Annotated in this window: 13 protein-coding genes; 3 read left to right on the top strand and 10 right to left on the bottom strand. The window is 62.4% G+C overall.

The genetic code is table 11. The annotated features are described in order from the left end of the window. Nucleotides 1–126: 126 nt before the first annotated feature. Together FB461_RS10805 and FB461_RS10810 are read right to left on the bottom strand one after the other, a co-directional pair. Nucleotides 127–3,834, bottom strand: a complete 3,708-nt coding sequence (locus FB461_RS10805) for an RHS repeat domain-containing protein (RefSeq protein WP_142121972.1) — start codon at nt 3,832–3,834, stop codon at nt 127–129. Between the two features lie 20 nt (nt 3,835–3,854). Continuing rightward, a complete protein-coding gene (locus FB461_RS10810; protein ID WP_142121975.1) occupies nt 3,855–4,523 on the bottom strand; it encodes a hypothetical protein in 669 nt (222 codons plus the stop codon). 113 nt (nt 4,524–4,636) lie between these two features. Here FB461_RS10810 and FB461_RS10815 point away from each other — a divergent pair, with 113 nt between their 5' ends. From FB461_RS10815 to FB461_RS10825, 3 genes are all read left to right on the top strand, one after another. Then, nucleotides 4,637–5,341 (top strand): SOS response-associated peptidase, encoded by a 705-nt coding sequence (locus FB461_RS10815; protein WP_170222727.1) that lies wholly within the window; start codon nt 4,637–4,639, stop codon nt 5,339–5,341. Between the two features lie 83 nt (nt 5,342–5,424). Next, a complete protein-coding gene (locus tag FB461_RS10820; protein ID WP_142121978.1) occupies nt 5,425–5,853 on the top strand; it encodes a LexA family protein in 429 nt (142 codons plus the stop codon). Next, nucleotides 5,850–7,115 (top strand): Y-family DNA polymerase, encoded by a 1,266-nt coding sequence (locus FB461_RS10825; RefSeq protein WP_142122097.1) that lies wholly within the window; start codon nt 5,850–5,852, stop codon nt 7,113–7,115. Before FB461_RS10820 ends, FB461_RS10825 begins: the two co-directional genes overlap by 4 nt. A 394-nt stretch (nt 7,116–7,509) precedes the next feature. On the opposite strand, the gene FB461_RS10830 is transcribed toward FB461_RS10825, so the two are convergent. The 8 genes from FB461_RS10830 to FB461_RS10860 all read right to left on the bottom strand — a co-directional run bounded on the left by FB461_RS10830 (nt 7,510) and on the right by FB461_RS10860 (nt 15,414). Further along, entirely contained in the window at nt 7,510–8,094 is a 585-nt protein-coding gene (locus FB461_RS10830) for a hypothetical protein (protein ID WP_142121980.1), read from the bottom strand. Between the two features lie 115 nt (nt 8,095–8,209). Further along, nucleotides 8,210–8,821, bottom strand: a complete 612-nt coding sequence (locus FB461_RS10835; protein WP_170222728.1) for an FHA domain-containing protein — start codon at nt 8,819–8,821, stop codon at nt 8,210–8,212. Nucleotides 8,822–8,823: 2 nt separating this feature from the next. After that, nucleotides 8,824–9,351 carry a hypothetical protein gene (locus FB461_RS10840; protein ID WP_142121984.1) on the bottom strand — a complete coding sequence of 176 codons (528 nt, stop codon included), beginning with the start codon at nt 9,349–9,351 and terminating at the stop codon, nt 8,824–8,826. Further along, nucleotides 9,344–9,751, bottom strand: coding sequence for a hypothetical protein (locus FB461_RS10845; RefSeq protein ID WP_142121986.1), 408 nt, complete (start codon nt 9,749–9,751; stop codon nt 9,344–9,346). Before FB461_RS10845 ends, FB461_RS10840 begins: the two co-directional genes overlap by 8 nt. Continuing rightward, on the bottom strand, nt 9,748–11,577 hold the full coding sequence (locus FB461_RS10850) for a type IV secretory system conjugative DNA transfer family protein (protein WP_170222729.1): 1,830 nt from the start codon (nt 11,575–11,577) through the stop codon (nt 9,748–9,750). Before FB461_RS10850 ends, FB461_RS10845 begins: the two co-directional genes overlap by 4 nt. After that, complete coding sequence (locus FB461_RS12080; protein ID WP_170222730.1) at nt 11,574–13,019, bottom strand: ATP-binding protein; 1,446 nt, start codon at nt 13,017–13,019, stop codon at nt 11,574–11,576. The genes FB461_RS10850 and FB461_RS12080 overlap by 4 nt, the downstream gene beginning before the upstream one ends. Beyond that, nucleotides 13,016–14,494, bottom strand: a complete 1,479-nt coding sequence (locus FB461_RS10855; RefSeq protein WP_142121989.1) for an SCO6880 family protein — start codon at nt 14,492–14,494, stop codon at nt 13,016–13,018. Before FB461_RS10855 ends, FB461_RS12080 begins: the two co-directional genes overlap by 4 nt. Then, nucleotides 14,491–15,414 carry a TrbL/VirB6 family protein gene (locus FB461_RS10860; RefSeq protein ID WP_142121991.1) on the bottom strand — a complete coding sequence of 308 codons (924 nt, stop codon included), beginning with the start codon at nt 15,412–15,414 and terminating at the stop codon, nt 14,491–14,493. The genes FB461_RS10855 and FB461_RS10860 overlap by 4 nt, the downstream gene beginning before the upstream one ends.

Below are 15,414 nucleotides of genomic sequence, written 5' to 3' on the forward strand. Positions count from 1 at the left end.
TGAGAATGGGCCGGCACCGCGGTGCCCAATTCGCGGTGCCGGCCCCTAAGGGCCTGGTGGGTCAGTCATCGTGCCGAGAGGTCACGGTGGTCCACTGCCAGGCCGGTCTAGAGTGCAGTTGCGGGCTTATGCAGCTGCGCGGGAATCGCGGCGCAGGATCACGACCACACCGCCGACTATCACCAGGCCCATACCGAGCAGCCCGAGCAGCGTGACCGTGGCCCCGGTCTCGGGAAGGCCGGGTTCTGGCTCGTCGATGATGTCCGGGGTATCGGTGATCCGGGTCGTCTCTGCCTTGACCCGGTAACCGCCCACCGCGATCGGCGCGGTGCGGCCGGGAACATAGACGGCCTCGACCCAATACACGGTCGCCTCGGAGTCGACCGAGATCTTCGGGGACACATAGTCACTAGACGCGCTGGCGTCAATCCCGTCGACTTGGTGCAGCAGGGTGTCGCCCTGGTAGCCGTGTTCGACCCGGGCGGCGTCTTTCTCACCGGTTTGGTCCCACACCTCCCAGGCGATGGTGGACCCTTCGGGCAGGTCGGCGGGGACGTCGAGGTGGACGGTGTCGGTGAATTTCTCTCCGAGTTTCGCGGTCTTGGTCGCGGTCGAGCTGACGTCGACGATCGTGGTCGTCTCGTCGGGCAGGCGTGGCTGGCCGGTGATGAACGGAGGCTGATCGGTATCGATGATCCTGTCCGGGGTCGGGACATACAGCCGTTCCCGGAAGTACTCCAACCCGGTCAGATCTCCCACGGTGATAGTGGGTGATGTGTAGTCGCCAGGACCGTCCACCTCGACCGGACCAACAGAGCCGATCAGCTCATCATTAGCCGGATCATCCGAGTCTGACTGACGGTAGTAGTCGAAGTAGAGCACCGATCCGGCCGGAACCGGACCGGTCACGGTGGCCACGTCGTAGGTCGTGGTTCCGATCTGGGCGTAGGGGTTAGCCGTCGTGGTTACCGAGACGATGCCAGTGACCTCGGTGGAGATTCCGTAGTCCGACTGCCACGACTCATGGAAGTTCCCGCCCGGGATCGATTCGGTCCAGGTGAAGTACTGGCAGTCACCCGGCGCGGCGATGTGTGGTGACACTCGAGTGCCGACGTTCCCAGCCGCATCCGACGTCACGGTCGAGGTGACGGTCCCGGCGGCGCGTGCCCAGGAGGGGACCGTCGAGGACAGTGACGGCTCGACGGTCGAGCAGTAGCCGGTGTGCGTGACTGTCACGGTGGTGTTCGCCGGCAGGCCGGTGACGGTGAACTGATCGGTCAGTAGCGCGCCTTCGGTCGCGACCTGGTGGGAGGCCATGGTCGCCACAGCGGGCTGGAACTTGATCAACGCCAGCTCCGAGACGATCCCGTAGTCCGACTCGGTCCCGATACCGGCGGTGCCGGCGTCCGCATCGATGAGGGTTTCCGTCCACGGGTAGTAACCCGGTGACGTGGCCTCGAAACCATCAGCCACCGCGCTACCGCGTCCAGCGGCGTTGAGCTGCACCTGAACCTGCTCAGAATGGGCAACCTGCGGCCGATCTGCATCCGTGAGGGCACGGACGGCCGGTTGAGCGTTCACGGGCTCGTAGGCGCGCAGCAGGATCGTCACCGTCGAGTTCGGTTTGCCGCCTTCGACCTCCACCCGGTCCGCAACCGTGTCACCCACGCTCCCCGCAGAGGCGATGGCTGGTGACGCGGTCGTTGAGACGACCGGGTTCCAAGGGATCGACACCGTCTCAACCTCGTAGACGGTCGTGTCGCAGTACCCGTCATAGCCCAGAATCCGGTCATTGGGCGGCGTCCCATCAGCCCAATGACCCGTCGCCGCATAGCAGTACGTGTAGACCCACCAGCCGCCGGACAATGCCGGATCTGACGGCAGGGTGTACGGGTGCTGGCCCGAAACAGGAATATCGGTGCTGGACATCGACGTAATCGGAGCCAACGTCGTCGAGGAGACTTGGTCCACGGTGCCGGGCTGGGCGGTAATGTCACCGTTCCACACCGGTTCCTCACTCAGGTGCCACAGCGTCGAGGTGATCACCAGCGGGTAGTCGGCAAGGTCGGCTTCCTGGCGGGTGATGGTGAACGTGTCCGAGACCGTCGCTCCCGGCTCCAGAGCCGTGGCAGACGCGACCGTACGCACCAAAGGTGAGCCAGGACGGATTTCATCGACCGACACGGTCTCTTCCCGTACGCCGTAGGGCGAGGTATACCCGGCTGGCAGTTGGCCGGGGATGGCATCCGCAGAGACGACCCAGGTGTAGGGGGTCACTACTGCGCGTTGAGTCACCGTCCGGTTGACGGTGGCTGTCACATTGCCGACAGCGTTCGCGACCGGTGTCGAGACGATCTCAGCACCTACCGGAGTCGCACCAGCTGGAATCGACGCTTGCCCTCCTGCGCCCGGCAATGCCAACCCGTCGGGGTGTTGGTAGAGCCGCGCACGAAGCGTGACGGTGGTTCCGGGTGCGAACCCGGAACCGGTGATCTGGTCGGTAACCACAACCTGGTTCGCCGCGTTGGGCGCCGACGTCGAGGCTTGGGTCACGATCATCGCGTTCGCCCAGGATCGGGTTTCGGCCGGGATCCCGTAATCGGTAATCGAGGAACCCAGGAGTCCGCCGAGTGCGGCGTCGTTGGCGACAACCCAGGTGTATGCGCCGGGAATGCGCGTGGTCGTGACCGACGGTGACCAGGTTGCGTTCCCGTTCGCGTTCAGAGTCACGGTCGTGGTTTGCATCGCTGCGGCCGCGGTCCCCGGAATCGAGGACACGGACGACACTGGGATCTGCGCTGGCGTTGAGGTGCCGTGATAGCGCAGATAGGCGGCCAACTTGACCTTCTGCCCGGCAAAGCGTGCAGGAGCGTTGACGGTGATCGAGTCACGGTGCGTGAGCACCGAGCCGTTGTCCACGATCGCTGCGGCGGTCGTAGTGATCGTCGGGATCGAAGGCGAGACGGTCAGGGTGTCTGTGGCCGTCACGTTCACCCGATTCACCGTCGCCATGTCCTGCACCGAGCCCGACGCACCGAACGTGTTGTCGTCACCCGACCACTGGGTCAGATAGGCCGACGGCAACCCGGTCACGGAGATCGCCGCCTTGACCGTGCCAGGACCGGTCAGTGTGATACCAGGGAACGAACTGGCAGCAGTCCCAGAGGTGACCGACTTGGTCTTAGCGCCGTTCCCAAACGCCGCAGGCCCAGACAGCGTGACCGTCACCGGAAAATCGGGCACGAACGTGCCCTTGGCACCCTTGACCCCTACGCCCGAGAGTGTGACTGTGTTCCCATCCGCGTTGCGCGACAGCGTGCCAGTGGCCGTATACGGACCGTAGTAGGCATCGGCCTTGACCCACATGCCCGCGGCGATGGCCTTGATCGCTCGGCGAGTGTTCGCCTCGTACTTAGAGGTGTTCGACCCGGCAACGTCCTGCTTCGTGTGAACTAGATACGATAGCGCCGCATGCGTAGCGTCCTTGGAATAACTGCCATAGTTCATTCCCGACCAGCGCTCCAACGCGAACGAGATCCGCGGCGAATGCAGCACCTGCGACTTGCCAGCCGACGTCGGCACGGTAGCCCCGCCCTGGAGGCACCAGGCATACGTGGTTCCCATTGCCGGGGCCGCCCGATAACTTCCCAGCCAAGACATCCACGACTTTCCTTCCCAGATCTCCTCGCCATATTGGCGCGAGAACGCCTTGGTGGATGGGGCGGCGGTAGCTGCAGGGCTGATGCTGATAGAAGTGGTCAGGACGGTGGCGATCGCTATCATGGCGAGCCAGATGTGGCTTCGCCTGAGGCTTGTTGGAGTTGCGGTGGTCATGGTTTCCTCTCGGGTGGGGGTCATCGGGCAGGGCCTGAAAAAGTCACGGAATGGTCGCTGGTCGTGGTTTGTTCCCACACGGGGTCATCGCGGCGACGGCGATCGAGGTCGGCTTCGAGTGCGAGTTCGGCTGCCAACGCGCGTTGTTGTGTGAGGCGCAGATCGCGGGCTTCACTCACGCAGGCTTGGCCGTATTGCTGGCAAATACTCCACGCTTCGGTCTGAGTCATCGTGGCCGGTTCGGGTGCGATGACGCCGGTTAACGTCCCGCCGGCGGACATCGTCGCCATCGACGACAGCCCTTGGTTGTGCCGTCGGATATGGGCAGGGACTGAGAAGTCCCGCGGGGCAGGTTCGGGCGGTGGTTGCTCACCGGCGCGAATCGCTTGCGCTGCCTCACGTGTCCACTGCCGCCACTGGACGGCTTTGTCGTGGGCGTGCCTCGAGATCGCGGTTGCTCGCACGCCGTCCGGGAGATCTTCGGGGTGTTGCGTGTCGAAGTCCCACACCACGTAGGCGAAGCCCGCAAGGCTTGGCTCGAACGGCAGCTCGGGCTGGCCGGAAGCTGCCGTGAACCAGGACCGCTCGCGCATCCAGTCGGCCACGGCCCGATCCCACAACATGGCGTTCAGCACGATCACGGACGCCAGGCGGTGTTGCTCGGGGTCGGGGAAGAGTGTGCGCTCCATAGTTACCTTGGGTGTCAGGGGACGTTCAGGCCACCTGATACACACCGAGCCCTGCTGCGGCCGGCGGGAACTAATAGATGCCGTGCCTAGCAGGGCGTGGGATGCTCGATGTCATGTGCGGGCGATTTGCTGTTGATCGGGATCTCGACGAGCTGGCTGCGATCTACGGGGCGACTCCCGTCGACCAAGTCCATTGGGAGCCGTCGTGGAACTTAAAGCCGACCCAGTCCATCCCGGTGATCCTTGAATCAGCCGCGGGCGAGGCGGAGGTAGTGCGCCGAGCGGCGATCGCCCGCTGGTCCCTCACTCCGATCTGGTCCAAGACGCTCGCCACGCGGTTCTCCACCTTCAATGCGCGCATCGAGTCAGTGACGGAGAAGGCGTCCTTCAAGAGTTCTGTGAAATCTCGGCGGGCAATTGTCCCGGCAGCCGGATACTACGAATGGACGACCAAGGCTGGCATCAAACAACCGCACTACATCCACCTGCCAGAAGGTGAACCATTGGCCTTGGCGGGTCTCTACTCCTGGTGGGCGGACCCCGCAGCCGCCAAGGACACCGACACTCGCTGGCATCTGACCGTGACCATGCTGACGTGCGACGCGGTGCAGACCATTGCGGACGTCCATGATCGCGAACCAGTTCCTCTACCGGCAGATCTGTGGGACGACTGGCTCAACCCGCAGGTCGAAGGTGACCAGGAATTCCTGGGCGAGGCAGTCCAAGCGTCCCTGCCGATCGCTGCACGCCTGATCCACCATCAAGTCGCACCCCTCAAGGGTGATGGGTCGCACCTGATCGAACCGACTCGCACATAGGCGCCATCAGGACGACAGCCCCCTTGTCAGCGGGCGGGTCTACACTCAATCGAAGTAGTACGCATGTTCGATTGGAGAGTGCCGTGATCGTCACCGAGGTCGCCACACCTGGGAGCGCACCTTTGCGCGTCTGGGAACCAGTTGCCGTCGCAGCGGGTTATCCGAGCCCAGCGCAGGACTACGACCGCACCGAGATCGACCTCGTCTCCGAGATCGTCAAAGATAAGACCTCGACATTCTTCTTGCGCGTGGCCGGGGAATCGATGTCAGAGGCGGGGATCTCTGACGGTGACGTGATCGTGGTCGACCGCAGCTTGACCCCTGCAAGCGGGGACGTCGTCGTGGCGGTCCTCGATGGAATGCTCACCGTCAAACGCCTCGACGTCTCCCACCGCGGCGTGACGCTGCGCGCCGAGAATCGACACCATCCTGACATCGTGGTCGACGAGCTCTCTGAGCTGACGATCTGGGGCGTCGTGACGACGTGCCTGCACCATCTGAGGGCGTCATGATCGCCCACGTCGACATCAACTCCGCCTACGTGTCCTTCGAGCGCGTCTTCGACCCGAGCCTGGAAGGCATCCCTGTCGTGGTGCTCTCAAACAACGACGGCATGGTCGTCGCCGCTTCGAGCGAGGCGAAACAACTCGGCCTCGACCTCGGCAAGCCGTGGTTCGAGCTGAGGCCGGTCGCGAGCGAACTGGGTCTCAAAGCACTGTCGTCGAATTACGAGCTGTACGGGGAAATGAGCGGCCGCGTGATGGACATCCTCTCTCGCTTCACCGACACCCTGCAGGTCTACAGCATTGATGAGGCGTTCCTTAAACTGCCTGACGAACCCAAGGTCCTCGCCAAGGTCGGCCACGAGATCCGCGAGACACTGCGCCAACTCGTGGGAGTGCCGGTGTGTGTCGGGATCGCACCGACTCGCACGCTCGCGAAACTCGCCAACCGGACCGCTAAGAAGGTACCCACATTCGCCGGGGTGTGCGTGTGGCCGCAGACATCCCCGACTTGGCGTGAGCAGCTGCTCGCGCGGCTCCCGGTGAGCGAGGTTTGGGGCATCGCTCGCCGCCTTGAGCGCCGTTTGAATGCGATCGGCATCTTCTCGATCGCCGAATTGATCGCCGCTGATCCTGTTGAGATGCGCCGACGTTTCAACGTCGTGGTCATGCGCACCGCGCTCGAGCTGCGCGGCGTGCCGTGTATCCCTGCCGAGGAGGACCGCACCGGGAAAAAGGACCAGCTCATCGTGTCCCGCTCGTTTTCGCAAAAACTCACCACGGAAACCGAGATGCGCCAGGTGCTGGCCGTCTACGCTCAGCAAGCCGCCGCCCGCCTTGTGAAACATAGCCAGGTCGCTGGCCGCGTGACGGCGTTCGCTGGGACGAGTCACTACGTCGACGAACGACACCACCCGTCCGTCCTCGTTCGGATACCTACCCCGACGAGCGATCCGGTTGTCATTATGCGCGCAGCATACGAACTCCTGCCACGCCTAGTCGACGGCGCGCGATGGGCCAGAGCAGGGATCATGCTGAGCGACCTGGAGCCTGCTGGCAGAAGGGAAGTATTCGAAGAGTTCCGTTCCCCACACGAGGAAGCCGGAATAGCCACCCTGATTGACAAAATCCAGAAGACAACCGGGCACGAATCCATTGGCCTTGGGTGGGCTGGTCTGCGGCCCGGACCGGCCTGGCAGATGACGAGGAATATGCTCTCTAAGCGCGCCACGACACACTGGGGCGAGTTGGCGATCGCAAACGCTGCCTGATGAATGCGGTGTTGTCGAGGGATCGACAAGCTATTTGAGTTGCTGCCGCGTTCGAGTGATCGTTCGCGGCAGCAACTCAAGGTATTTCTGCCTACAGCCAGCGCTAGTCACTGGTTGCAGGCACCTGATGAGGTGTGCTTGCAGGCGCTCGTGTTAGGACTCGGCCAATCGGGTAGGCAAGGGCGATACCTAGGGATACACAGGACCACATCAGCGAGCGTTGCAATGCGGTGATTTGGCTGAGAGAGTCGTTGGCTGCTCCGAAGTTTTGGGAGACAACGAAGCTATTGATGGTCGCGATGATCGTGCCGACGATAGCGATTGCCCACAGGACTAATGTGAGTGTCTTTAGTTGGTATCGCATGGGATCGTCTCACCTTCGCTCAGCAGAACTCTATGGATAGACATTGTGGCACTGCTCCCCGCGGTACGTTCCCGCCACGAACATGCGAGCGCACAGTTGACCAGTCTTAACATTCCTCTTTGTTGAGTAGGTGTGGTCGGGGATGTAGCCGTATGTGCATCCTGTGCGTAGCGGGGATGTGTAGGTGCTGTATATGGTGCTTCCGTGCCGGTTTTGGAACTGCCATTGCGTGTTGCAAAGCTGGACGTACTTCGGCAACTTGAACACAAAGTTGGCGGTTTCTTTGGTGACGGTCAGCCCAGATCCGCTGATGCTGTGATAGATAGTACCGCCGGGAACAGTGATCGTGAGGCCTTTCCATCCAAAGGTGAATCCGGGAACCGTGCCGATGCCAGAGGCGCTCATTGGCGTGATCCCTCCCGTGGGCGGAGCAACGTAGTCGTAACGGGTTGGGTCGATGTCTTGTGTCTGGCCACCGAGGATGATGGTGGAGCCATCCTCAGCGATGTCCTTGATGATAACGTCACCTGGCTCAGGCTCAGCCTGCGCCGCCGTGGGTGATATTGCGATCATTGCGATCGCAGTCCCAAAGAGAAGTACGCCAAGCTTTTTCATTGCTTTCCTTCCGTCGCGATGCGCACTCGTCTTTGAGTGCACGGCGCTCGATTGCGCCGACACGTCCCACGCTACGAACATCGATGCAGATCAGGCGGGACAATCGTCACTTGACTCAGGTTGAGCATTCCAAGTTCCCATGGGTCACGGTTAACCTGATGTCCACATCGCCGACCAGGAGCGTTGAGGTGGCGTCGACCCAGTGCCCTGACATGGGTGTGAGCGCGATGATCTGCCCATTGCTGTCGATGATTGAGGTGCCATTGGTCGAGGCGAGGTCTGTGACCCAGGTTCCTCCGTGTGTGGGGAGCGGGTCGAGGACGAGGTGCATTTTTGAGATGGTCCTGGTGGGGTCAATGACCTGAATATGGCTGGTGCCGACATCGGGTTGGACCGGGGTGGTCCGCCCGATGACGGTGCGCCCGTGCACAACGGTGCGTCTGCCATCGGGAAAGGCGAGCTCGATATGCACGCCGTTGTCGGTGTCGGGGATGGTGCGCAGGACTGTCCGATCCTCGGCTTCTCGCGGAGCGGACTCGGCGCAGGGGCGGGACGACTCACTTCCAGGCATGGCAACTATCGGAATGTAGGGCGCGAGTTGGGGTGAGTCGTGGCTGTCCGGGGTGACGTCGGGTGGTGCTGCGAGAGACGGCTGGTGGCTGGCGCGATTCTCTCGTTGGAGTTCTGAGGCGAGCCCACTGATGTTGTCTGGGCCGAAGATAGCCATGGTCATTCTCCCGTCGCTGAGGCAGGTGGCCAGGAGTGTCCGTCCACGTACGGGTTCGGGTTTCCCGTGAGGTCTTGCCATTCAGCCTCCGTGATGTGGGTCAGTTCCTTGCCTGTGCGTGCCCCTTGGATGTCTCGGTGACCTTCGCGGCCGCAGCCTGAGTCGGCCGTGATCGACGCCATGCGCGCGAGAGCTCGTTCGAGGTCCTCGTGCCAGCGGAGTGGCCCGACTTCCTGGGTTGGCTGGTAGTAGAACTCGTGAGCCTTTAGGAGCCCATAGAGTTCGAGTTGGAGAGCAGGATGCTGCCACCAGCAGCGCGGGATCTTGTTTTCGCGGATGGTATAGGTGAGGATGATCCATTCGGTGAATCGTCGGATCTCAGGCATGATGCCACCAATGGACCCCAGTGGAGCTTCTCGCCAGTTGAACACAGCTACCGGGAGCGTGGCGCCGGCGGTTGTGTGAAGGACGGCGAGGAAGTCCTCGGATATCGGTGGGGTAGCCGATCCGGTGAGTGGGCTGTCAGTCATGGTGGGGACCTTTCGTGGGGTCGGCGGTTAGCCGGTAGCGCCGCAGGTGGGCAATCGCGTGTAGTGTGGCGCCGCGCCGGCCAAGAGTGTGCCAATGCTTGTGGTGGTCAAACAGGTCGTGGATAGCTCGGTGGCATTCGACACACATCGCTACCAGGTCTTCGTCGCTCTCTTCAGCGCTCCAGGAACCATCTGGGTTGCGGACAACCCCGCCATAGGACAGGTGGTGGAGGTGGGCGGCGCGCACTGTGAGCGCATTGGTGCAGCTCACGCAGGCCAAGGACCCAGATTGCTGCAGCGCGATCAGAAACACGAAACGCCTAGCCCACCAGGCTGGGGATTGCAGATAGCCGGCGCGGTAGGTCGTCGAGACGGCGGTGGATCTACGGTGCAGACTCATGGCCGTGCGCCTTGGCTGAAGGTGGCTGCCCGTTGGCCGGGCGCCAGAGAGTGCGCGGGGTGAGACTGGTGCCATTTCTTGGACGCGGTGATGTGCTCCGCCCAGGGTCGTTCGGGGTGGGGAATCAGGTCGACCAGGATCGGGCGGGCGCGACCTGCCACCAGCAGTGCGTTTCCTTCGGGAAGGCGGCGCAGCTCTTCGACTGACAGCACAGGCCGCTCACGGACCTGTTCGGAATGGTTGGTGTCCGAACTGGCCGACCAGGATTGGGTTGAGATGCGTTCTTCACGGATGCCGAGCAAGTCCGAGAGGTTACGCAGGTCGTCAGTATCCGAGGCGGAACCCAGCAGCAGCTTGCGGGTTGCTGCTTCCCAGATCGTTCCTGCCGCTTCACTCCCGTAGCCGTCGCGGATTTGGTTCCGGGACTGGAAAACGGCGACGCATTGTAGGCCTTCACCTGAGCCGGCCGCCATCGCTTCGGGAAGTCCTGCCCAGGGGTGAAGGTTGGCGATCTCGTCGAGGATGAACGCGGCGGGCGGGTCGAGTCGGCCTCCTGGTGACCGCATAGCGATCTTGTGGGCGGTCGCGCGAATATCGTCGAGCAGCATCGAGAAGAACACCCCGACACCGCTCACGCCTCCGACGGCCGAACGCGGCTCGGCGACGAGGTAGAGGGTACCGGAGGACAGCAGGAATACTTCGGGGTCGAATTGCTGCTCGCCAGGACCGACCTCGAAGACGGCGCGTACTTCAGGGACGTCGAGGGCTGAGAGTGCGGAGGAGACACCAAACCACTTGTTGGCCAAGGACCGGGGTTCCTCGTCCAGTACTGCCGCCAACATGGGCGCCCAGTGCAGATTCGATTTGGTTTCCAATATGGTCACAGCGCGACGCGCGGCGGCGGGCGATTTCGTCCACTCATGCAGCTCGGTCAGTGGCACTTGCCCCACAGCTGCGGCGTGCAGGAGGCATTGGAGGATGTCGGCGGCTTTGCCTGCCCACTCAGCGTTATTGCCCGTGGGTGACAGTCCTGTTCCGGTGATGAGGACGCTGGCTCGTTTTTTGGCGATCGCCCCATCCTCACAGCCGCGTACTGGGGACCAGCGGATCGTGGTTTCACGACCCGTGACGCCTTCAGGGTCAAAGAGGTAGACGGGGCCGACCTGGCTGCGGGCGAGGATGGTGGCTTCCATGTTGTCCCCACGCGTGGAGGTGGTCACCACTGCGCCAGGCGCCTCGACGATCGCAGATGTCAAGATGGTGAACCCTTTGCCCGACCTCGGTGGCCCGATCAGCAGGACTGCATCCTCGAGGCACAGCCACACTTTGACTCTATGACTGTGCCCGAGGAGCCATGCGACGTCAGGCGCGGTCAGTTCGCGGCGTGTGCGCAGCGAGGGGCGGACCTGTTGTCCACGAATCTTGGTGATTTTCGTGCCGACAGTCTTGTCGACTTCTCGGCCTGCGGCGATCTCCTTGCGTGAAAGGAGGTCCTTGCGGAACCACGCTGGGGAGAGTCGCCAGTTTCGCCACCGAGTGTAGATCGTGACGGCAATCGTGATCACCAAGACGACTAGGATTCCCATGGTGATGTAGGCGGGAGCTGTGGTCGTGGTGCAGGTACCGGCCTTCCCGAATGCGCCAGCGGCGTCCTGGAGATGGGCGATGTAGAGGAATCCGCTGAACAGGTTCTGTTCGGATTCTCTCGGCCACTGCCCACAGGAAATGAACGTGGCGAATTTCCCGGCGAAAACCAGGATGGCGGACGCGGCGAAAACTGCGATGGCGGCAATAGGGAGCCACAGTTCCTTGCCGATGTATTTCATCCTGCCCTCCTGGCGTCGGTGTTGAGGATGGCGAGTTCTTCGCTCGTTGGTTCGGTGTGCACGAGGAAGGACCGGTTCGCGACCTTCCAAAGGGCGGTGCCCTGGGGAAGCTTGGTGACCATGTCGCGTTCTTCCGGGGTCAGGCCGAGCGCTTTGGCCACGAGGCTGATCGAGGTGACAGACTGATTGTGGATGATCTTGACCTGGGATTTTGTCAGCAATCCGAGTGCCTGATTGCGGTGGGCACTGCCTTCGGGACCGACCATGTCGAGGTCCGCGAGCTCGTGCATGATCAGCATGTTCGCGATGCCCCATTCCCCGGCCAACCGAACGCGTTCGTCCATGCGAGCGACCATGAGCGGGTCGCGCATCGCGGCCCAGCCTTCTTCTGTGATGACCATCCAGAAATCACCGGTTTGGCCGCGCAAGACCTGGTCGAGCCACACGTTTGTGCATGTGGAGGCGATGGCTTGGATCGTGGGATCTTCGGTGAGAAGATCCTGGGTGTCCATGACGATCATGGGTTTACTCGGGTCCACGCGCACGGTCGATTCTGCATCGAACATGCCAGCCAAGTCGCCGATGACTAGGCGTCGAAGTGCATGTCCGAGGCGCGTTCCGTCTTGTCCGACTAGGGCGGCCGCATCAGGGCTCGGGTTCATCAGGTGGTCCATGACCGCCGGCAGTGTGGCCACGCGTGTGGAGGCGAGGGTGGCCGTCAGGGCAAGTTCGAGAGCGGTGTGTTCTTGTGGTGACATCAGTTGGCCGTGGCGCAACAAGGTCAGGATCGAGGTCAGCAGGCCGCGGCGCGTCGAGGTGGAGCGTTTGATCCATTCGGTCTCAGTCATACCGGCAGGTCGAATGCCGTCATCGAGCGGGTTGATCCGCTCTGGGCTGCCGCGTCCAAGCCGCACGGTGGGGGAATTTACCTGCTGGGCCAGTGCTGTCCATTCACCTTTGGGGTCTGATGCGACCGCGATTTTTCGCCCGAGTGCGATCAACCCCAAGCACATGATCTTGTTCGTCATGGATTTCCCGGTCCCGACCTGGCCGATGGATACAAAAGACGGCCCGGTGATGTGTCGGCCTTTGTACCATTCCCACGGGTCGCAGTAGAACCGGCCCCCCGACAGTAGGTCGCGCCCGATCGGTGCGCCGCGGTGGCCCAGACCTGCGTCGGCGAGGAAGGGTGTGGCCACCGCGAAGCGTGCCGCTGAGGCTCGATGGGCGGGCAAATTGGGTGCTGCTGGCCCCCAGCCTGGTCCGTGTTTGCCCCACCGTGGCGCGAGGTCGGAATCCAACAAAACATCGGAGGTATCGTCGCTGGAAGTTGTTGTCTCCAGGGCTTGTTGCTCGGCGCGGGCGCGGGCTTGGTTGATACGGCGCCGGTCCTTGCGGGTAGGCGGGGTGAAGGCGGCGGTGGTGATGGTGGTTTTCGTCATGACAGTCCCCATCCCAGCGGCAGGGCTGCGGCGTTGAATCCTGCTGCCTGCTGACCTCGCAGGAGCCGTAGGTCCAGGCCGTCAGCGGACATTGTCGCTGCCGATACGGCCACCCCGAGTGCTTCGGTATTGGGTGCGGATACTGAGAGGTATCCGGTCCATTTGATTCCCGCGAATCCCTCGTTGAGTTCTTCTTCTTGGGCAGCGAGGTCGTGTTCTGCCGCTGTGACCTCAAACGGAGTCGGGCGTTTGAGCCGTGCGTCGACCTCTCGGCGCGAGGCGATCGCCAAGCGTTTTGATTCGATGTTTTTCGCGGTCTGTGTGACGGGTTCAGGCATGAAGACCTGGGTAAGCGTGCGTGTGTAGTCACCTTCGCAGATCAGGTTCGATAGGAATCCTGCTTTGGTCAAGGTGCGTGGCCATTGCCGGATCCAGAAAGATTGGTGGACCGCGGTGTCGGTCTCGAGTCGGTCGGGGTGCTCTCGCAGGATCACTGGTCCGGCATCGGCCAGATCGAGGGTCAGGCTGCCCTGGACGGCTTGGCGTTCGAGCAGTGACACGGCTTCGGGGTCGTAGGCCAGGCGGATGGTCGCGGCTACTTCACGGGGTGTGAGCCATCGCTGCGTTCTCACTCCGCATTCGGTCAGCAATGGCCCGAGCGCGGTAACTTCGCGGGCCATGACGTGTCCCAAGCCGATGTTGCCTTTGCCGGCATCTTTGATTAGCGGGCGGACTTTGTTGGTGTCGACCGAAACCACGACGATCACATCGCGCTCCACATCGCGCGCTGAACTCGAGGTGAGTCTGGCCATGACTTGGTCGTGTGCCCACGGGGAGACCATTGCCCCTGCCCCCCGCGCTGTCGAGGTGGTGGTGTAGTAGGCGGTTGCGGCTTCAGCAGCCGCAGGGGTGGTCCGTGCCATCACTGCCACGCGCACGACGCCTTCGTGTGCCAGGACCGCACTGGCCAGGCGGGCATACCCCCAGGTTCGGCCAGCTTTGTCATCGGCAGCGGCGAGGTCGAATGTCGAGGATTCACAGCGGATTGCGATCGAGGCCCATCGGGTGTGTTTGTCGAATAGCACTGCGGCACCGGAGGCATAGGGCACTTCGATCACATCGATCCGTGCGCCAACAGCGCCGGGGATGTTCAGTTCACCCATGGTGACGGGCTGTTCTGGCCGGACGACATAGTCGGTCGCGCCAAGCATGCGGCGAAGTTTGGACACGATGGCCTCCATCAATGCGATCAGGGCGGGCCTGTGATCAATCTGGACGATCCCGAGCGTCGCAATGGGAGCGGTCCACAGCGTCAAGGTGGCAAGGATCGCCGTTCCGCCAGCAAAGGTCGCGACCATGAGGCCAGCGACCGCGACCCCAACAACGATCAGTTGGGGTTTGGATAGGCCCCACAGCCAGCCTTGGCGGTCCAGACGCGGGAAGGCAGCAGCAGGGACGATGTCGTCGGTGTTCATCGGCCTTTACGCATTCGTGAGGGCGTGGTCACAATACGCTGCGTGGTTTGGGCGTTGTGAACTTTTTTCATCACTTCGTCGCCGCCGCCGTGGGCATCGGCTGCCTGACCTGCACCGGTGAAGGACACAAGTTTGAGAGCGGCCATCGGTGCGAAGCATGCCATTCCCATCAAGACGACAGCCATGGTCGCTGCTGCCGCCGCGTCGGTGCTGAACCCTTGCACGAGGTTGTCACCGATCGCTACCCCGAGCATGAGGATGCCGGCGGCCAGCGGTTTAGCGATCAAGAAAGCAAATAGGGTTTGCATCCACTTGACTGTCCACTGGCGGGTAACGTCCCACGGGATCACCATCGTGGCCACCGGTGCGAAAGCTATCAACGCGATGACAAACAATGTCCGGGCGAGCATGACGGACGACAAGAACATCGATGCCAGCCAAACAAGCCCCATAATTAGCAGCCCGCCAATCCCGAATGAGTTTGCGGAGGGTTCGAACAGCCACGCCAGTTTCGTGGGGCTTGATCCCAGGATTGCTGAGGTGAGCTGATCGAACCCGACGGTAGCGGTAACGGCAAACCAAATCGCGACAAAGGTCACCGGAACCGCTAGGGCGGCATTTAGGACGGCTTTGGCGATTGAAGCCCGATTCATCGAGACGGTGCCGCGGATGATCTGCAAGACCGCGACCAGGACGGTAGCGATCGCCATGACCGGGATCCACTTACCGGCCATGTCCGTTGCTGTCATGAACTCTGCTGGGGAAATGGTGCCGAGTTGGCCCGTGAACGCACCACTGAGTTGCCCCCATGCGATCGCAGCGAGATCCTCGGTGGCTTTTTGCACCATCGCATCCCACGCGTTCGTGGCAGCCTGGGCGGTCTTACAAACCGCGTCCAAACTTCCGCATTGCAGGTCCAC

Source organism: Rarobacter faecitabidus (assembly GCF_006716265.1).
GTDB lineage: Bacteria > Actinomycetota > Actinomycetes > Actinomycetales > Cellulomonadaceae > Rarobacter > Rarobacter faecitabidus.

Excerpts from the sequence above, each read along its gene's own strand:
- FB461_RS10805 (WP_142121972.1), bottom strand. The coding sequence starts at position 3,834 with ATGACCACCGCAACTCCAACAAGCCTCAGGCGAAGCCACATCTGGCTC.
- FB461_RS10810 (WP_142121975.1), bottom strand. The coding sequence starts at position 4,523 with ATGGAGCGCACACTCTTCCCCGACCCCGAGCAACACCGCCTGGCGTCC.
- FB461_RS10815 (WP_170222727.1), top strand. The coding sequence starts at position 4,637 with ATGTGCGGGCGATTTGCTGTTGATCGGGATCTCGACGAGCTGGCTGCG.
- FB461_RS10825 (WP_142122097.1), top strand. The coding sequence starts at position 5,850 with ATGATCGCCCACGTCGACATCAACTCCGCCTACGTGTCCTTCGAGCGC.
- FB461_RS10830 (WP_142121980.1), bottom strand. The coding sequence starts at position 8,094 with ATGAAAAAGCTTGGCGTACTTCTCTTTGGGACTGCGATCGCAATGATC.
- FB461_RS10835 (WP_170222728.1), bottom strand. The coding sequence starts at position 8,821 with ATGGCTATCTTCGGCCCAGACAACATCAGTGGGCTCGCCTCAGAACTC.
- FB461_RS10840 (WP_142121984.1), bottom strand. The coding sequence starts at position 9,351 with ATGACTGACAGCCCACTCACCGGATCGGCTACCCCACCGATATCCGAG.
- FB461_RS10845 (WP_142121986.1), bottom strand. The coding sequence starts at position 9,751 with ATGAGTCTGCACCGTAGATCCACCGCCGTCTCGACGACCTACCGCGCC.
- FB461_RS10850 (WP_170222729.1), bottom strand. The coding sequence starts at position 11,577 with ATGAAATACATCGGCAAGGAACTGTGGCTCCCTATTGCCGCCATCGCA.
- FB461_RS12080 (WP_170222730.1), bottom strand. The coding sequence starts at position 13,019 with ATGACGAAAACCACCATCACCACCGCCGCCTTCACCCCGCCTACCCGC.
- FB461_RS10855 (WP_142121989.1), bottom strand. The coding sequence starts at position 14,494 with ATGAACACCGACGACATCGTCCCTGCTGCTGCCTTCCCGCGTCTGGAC.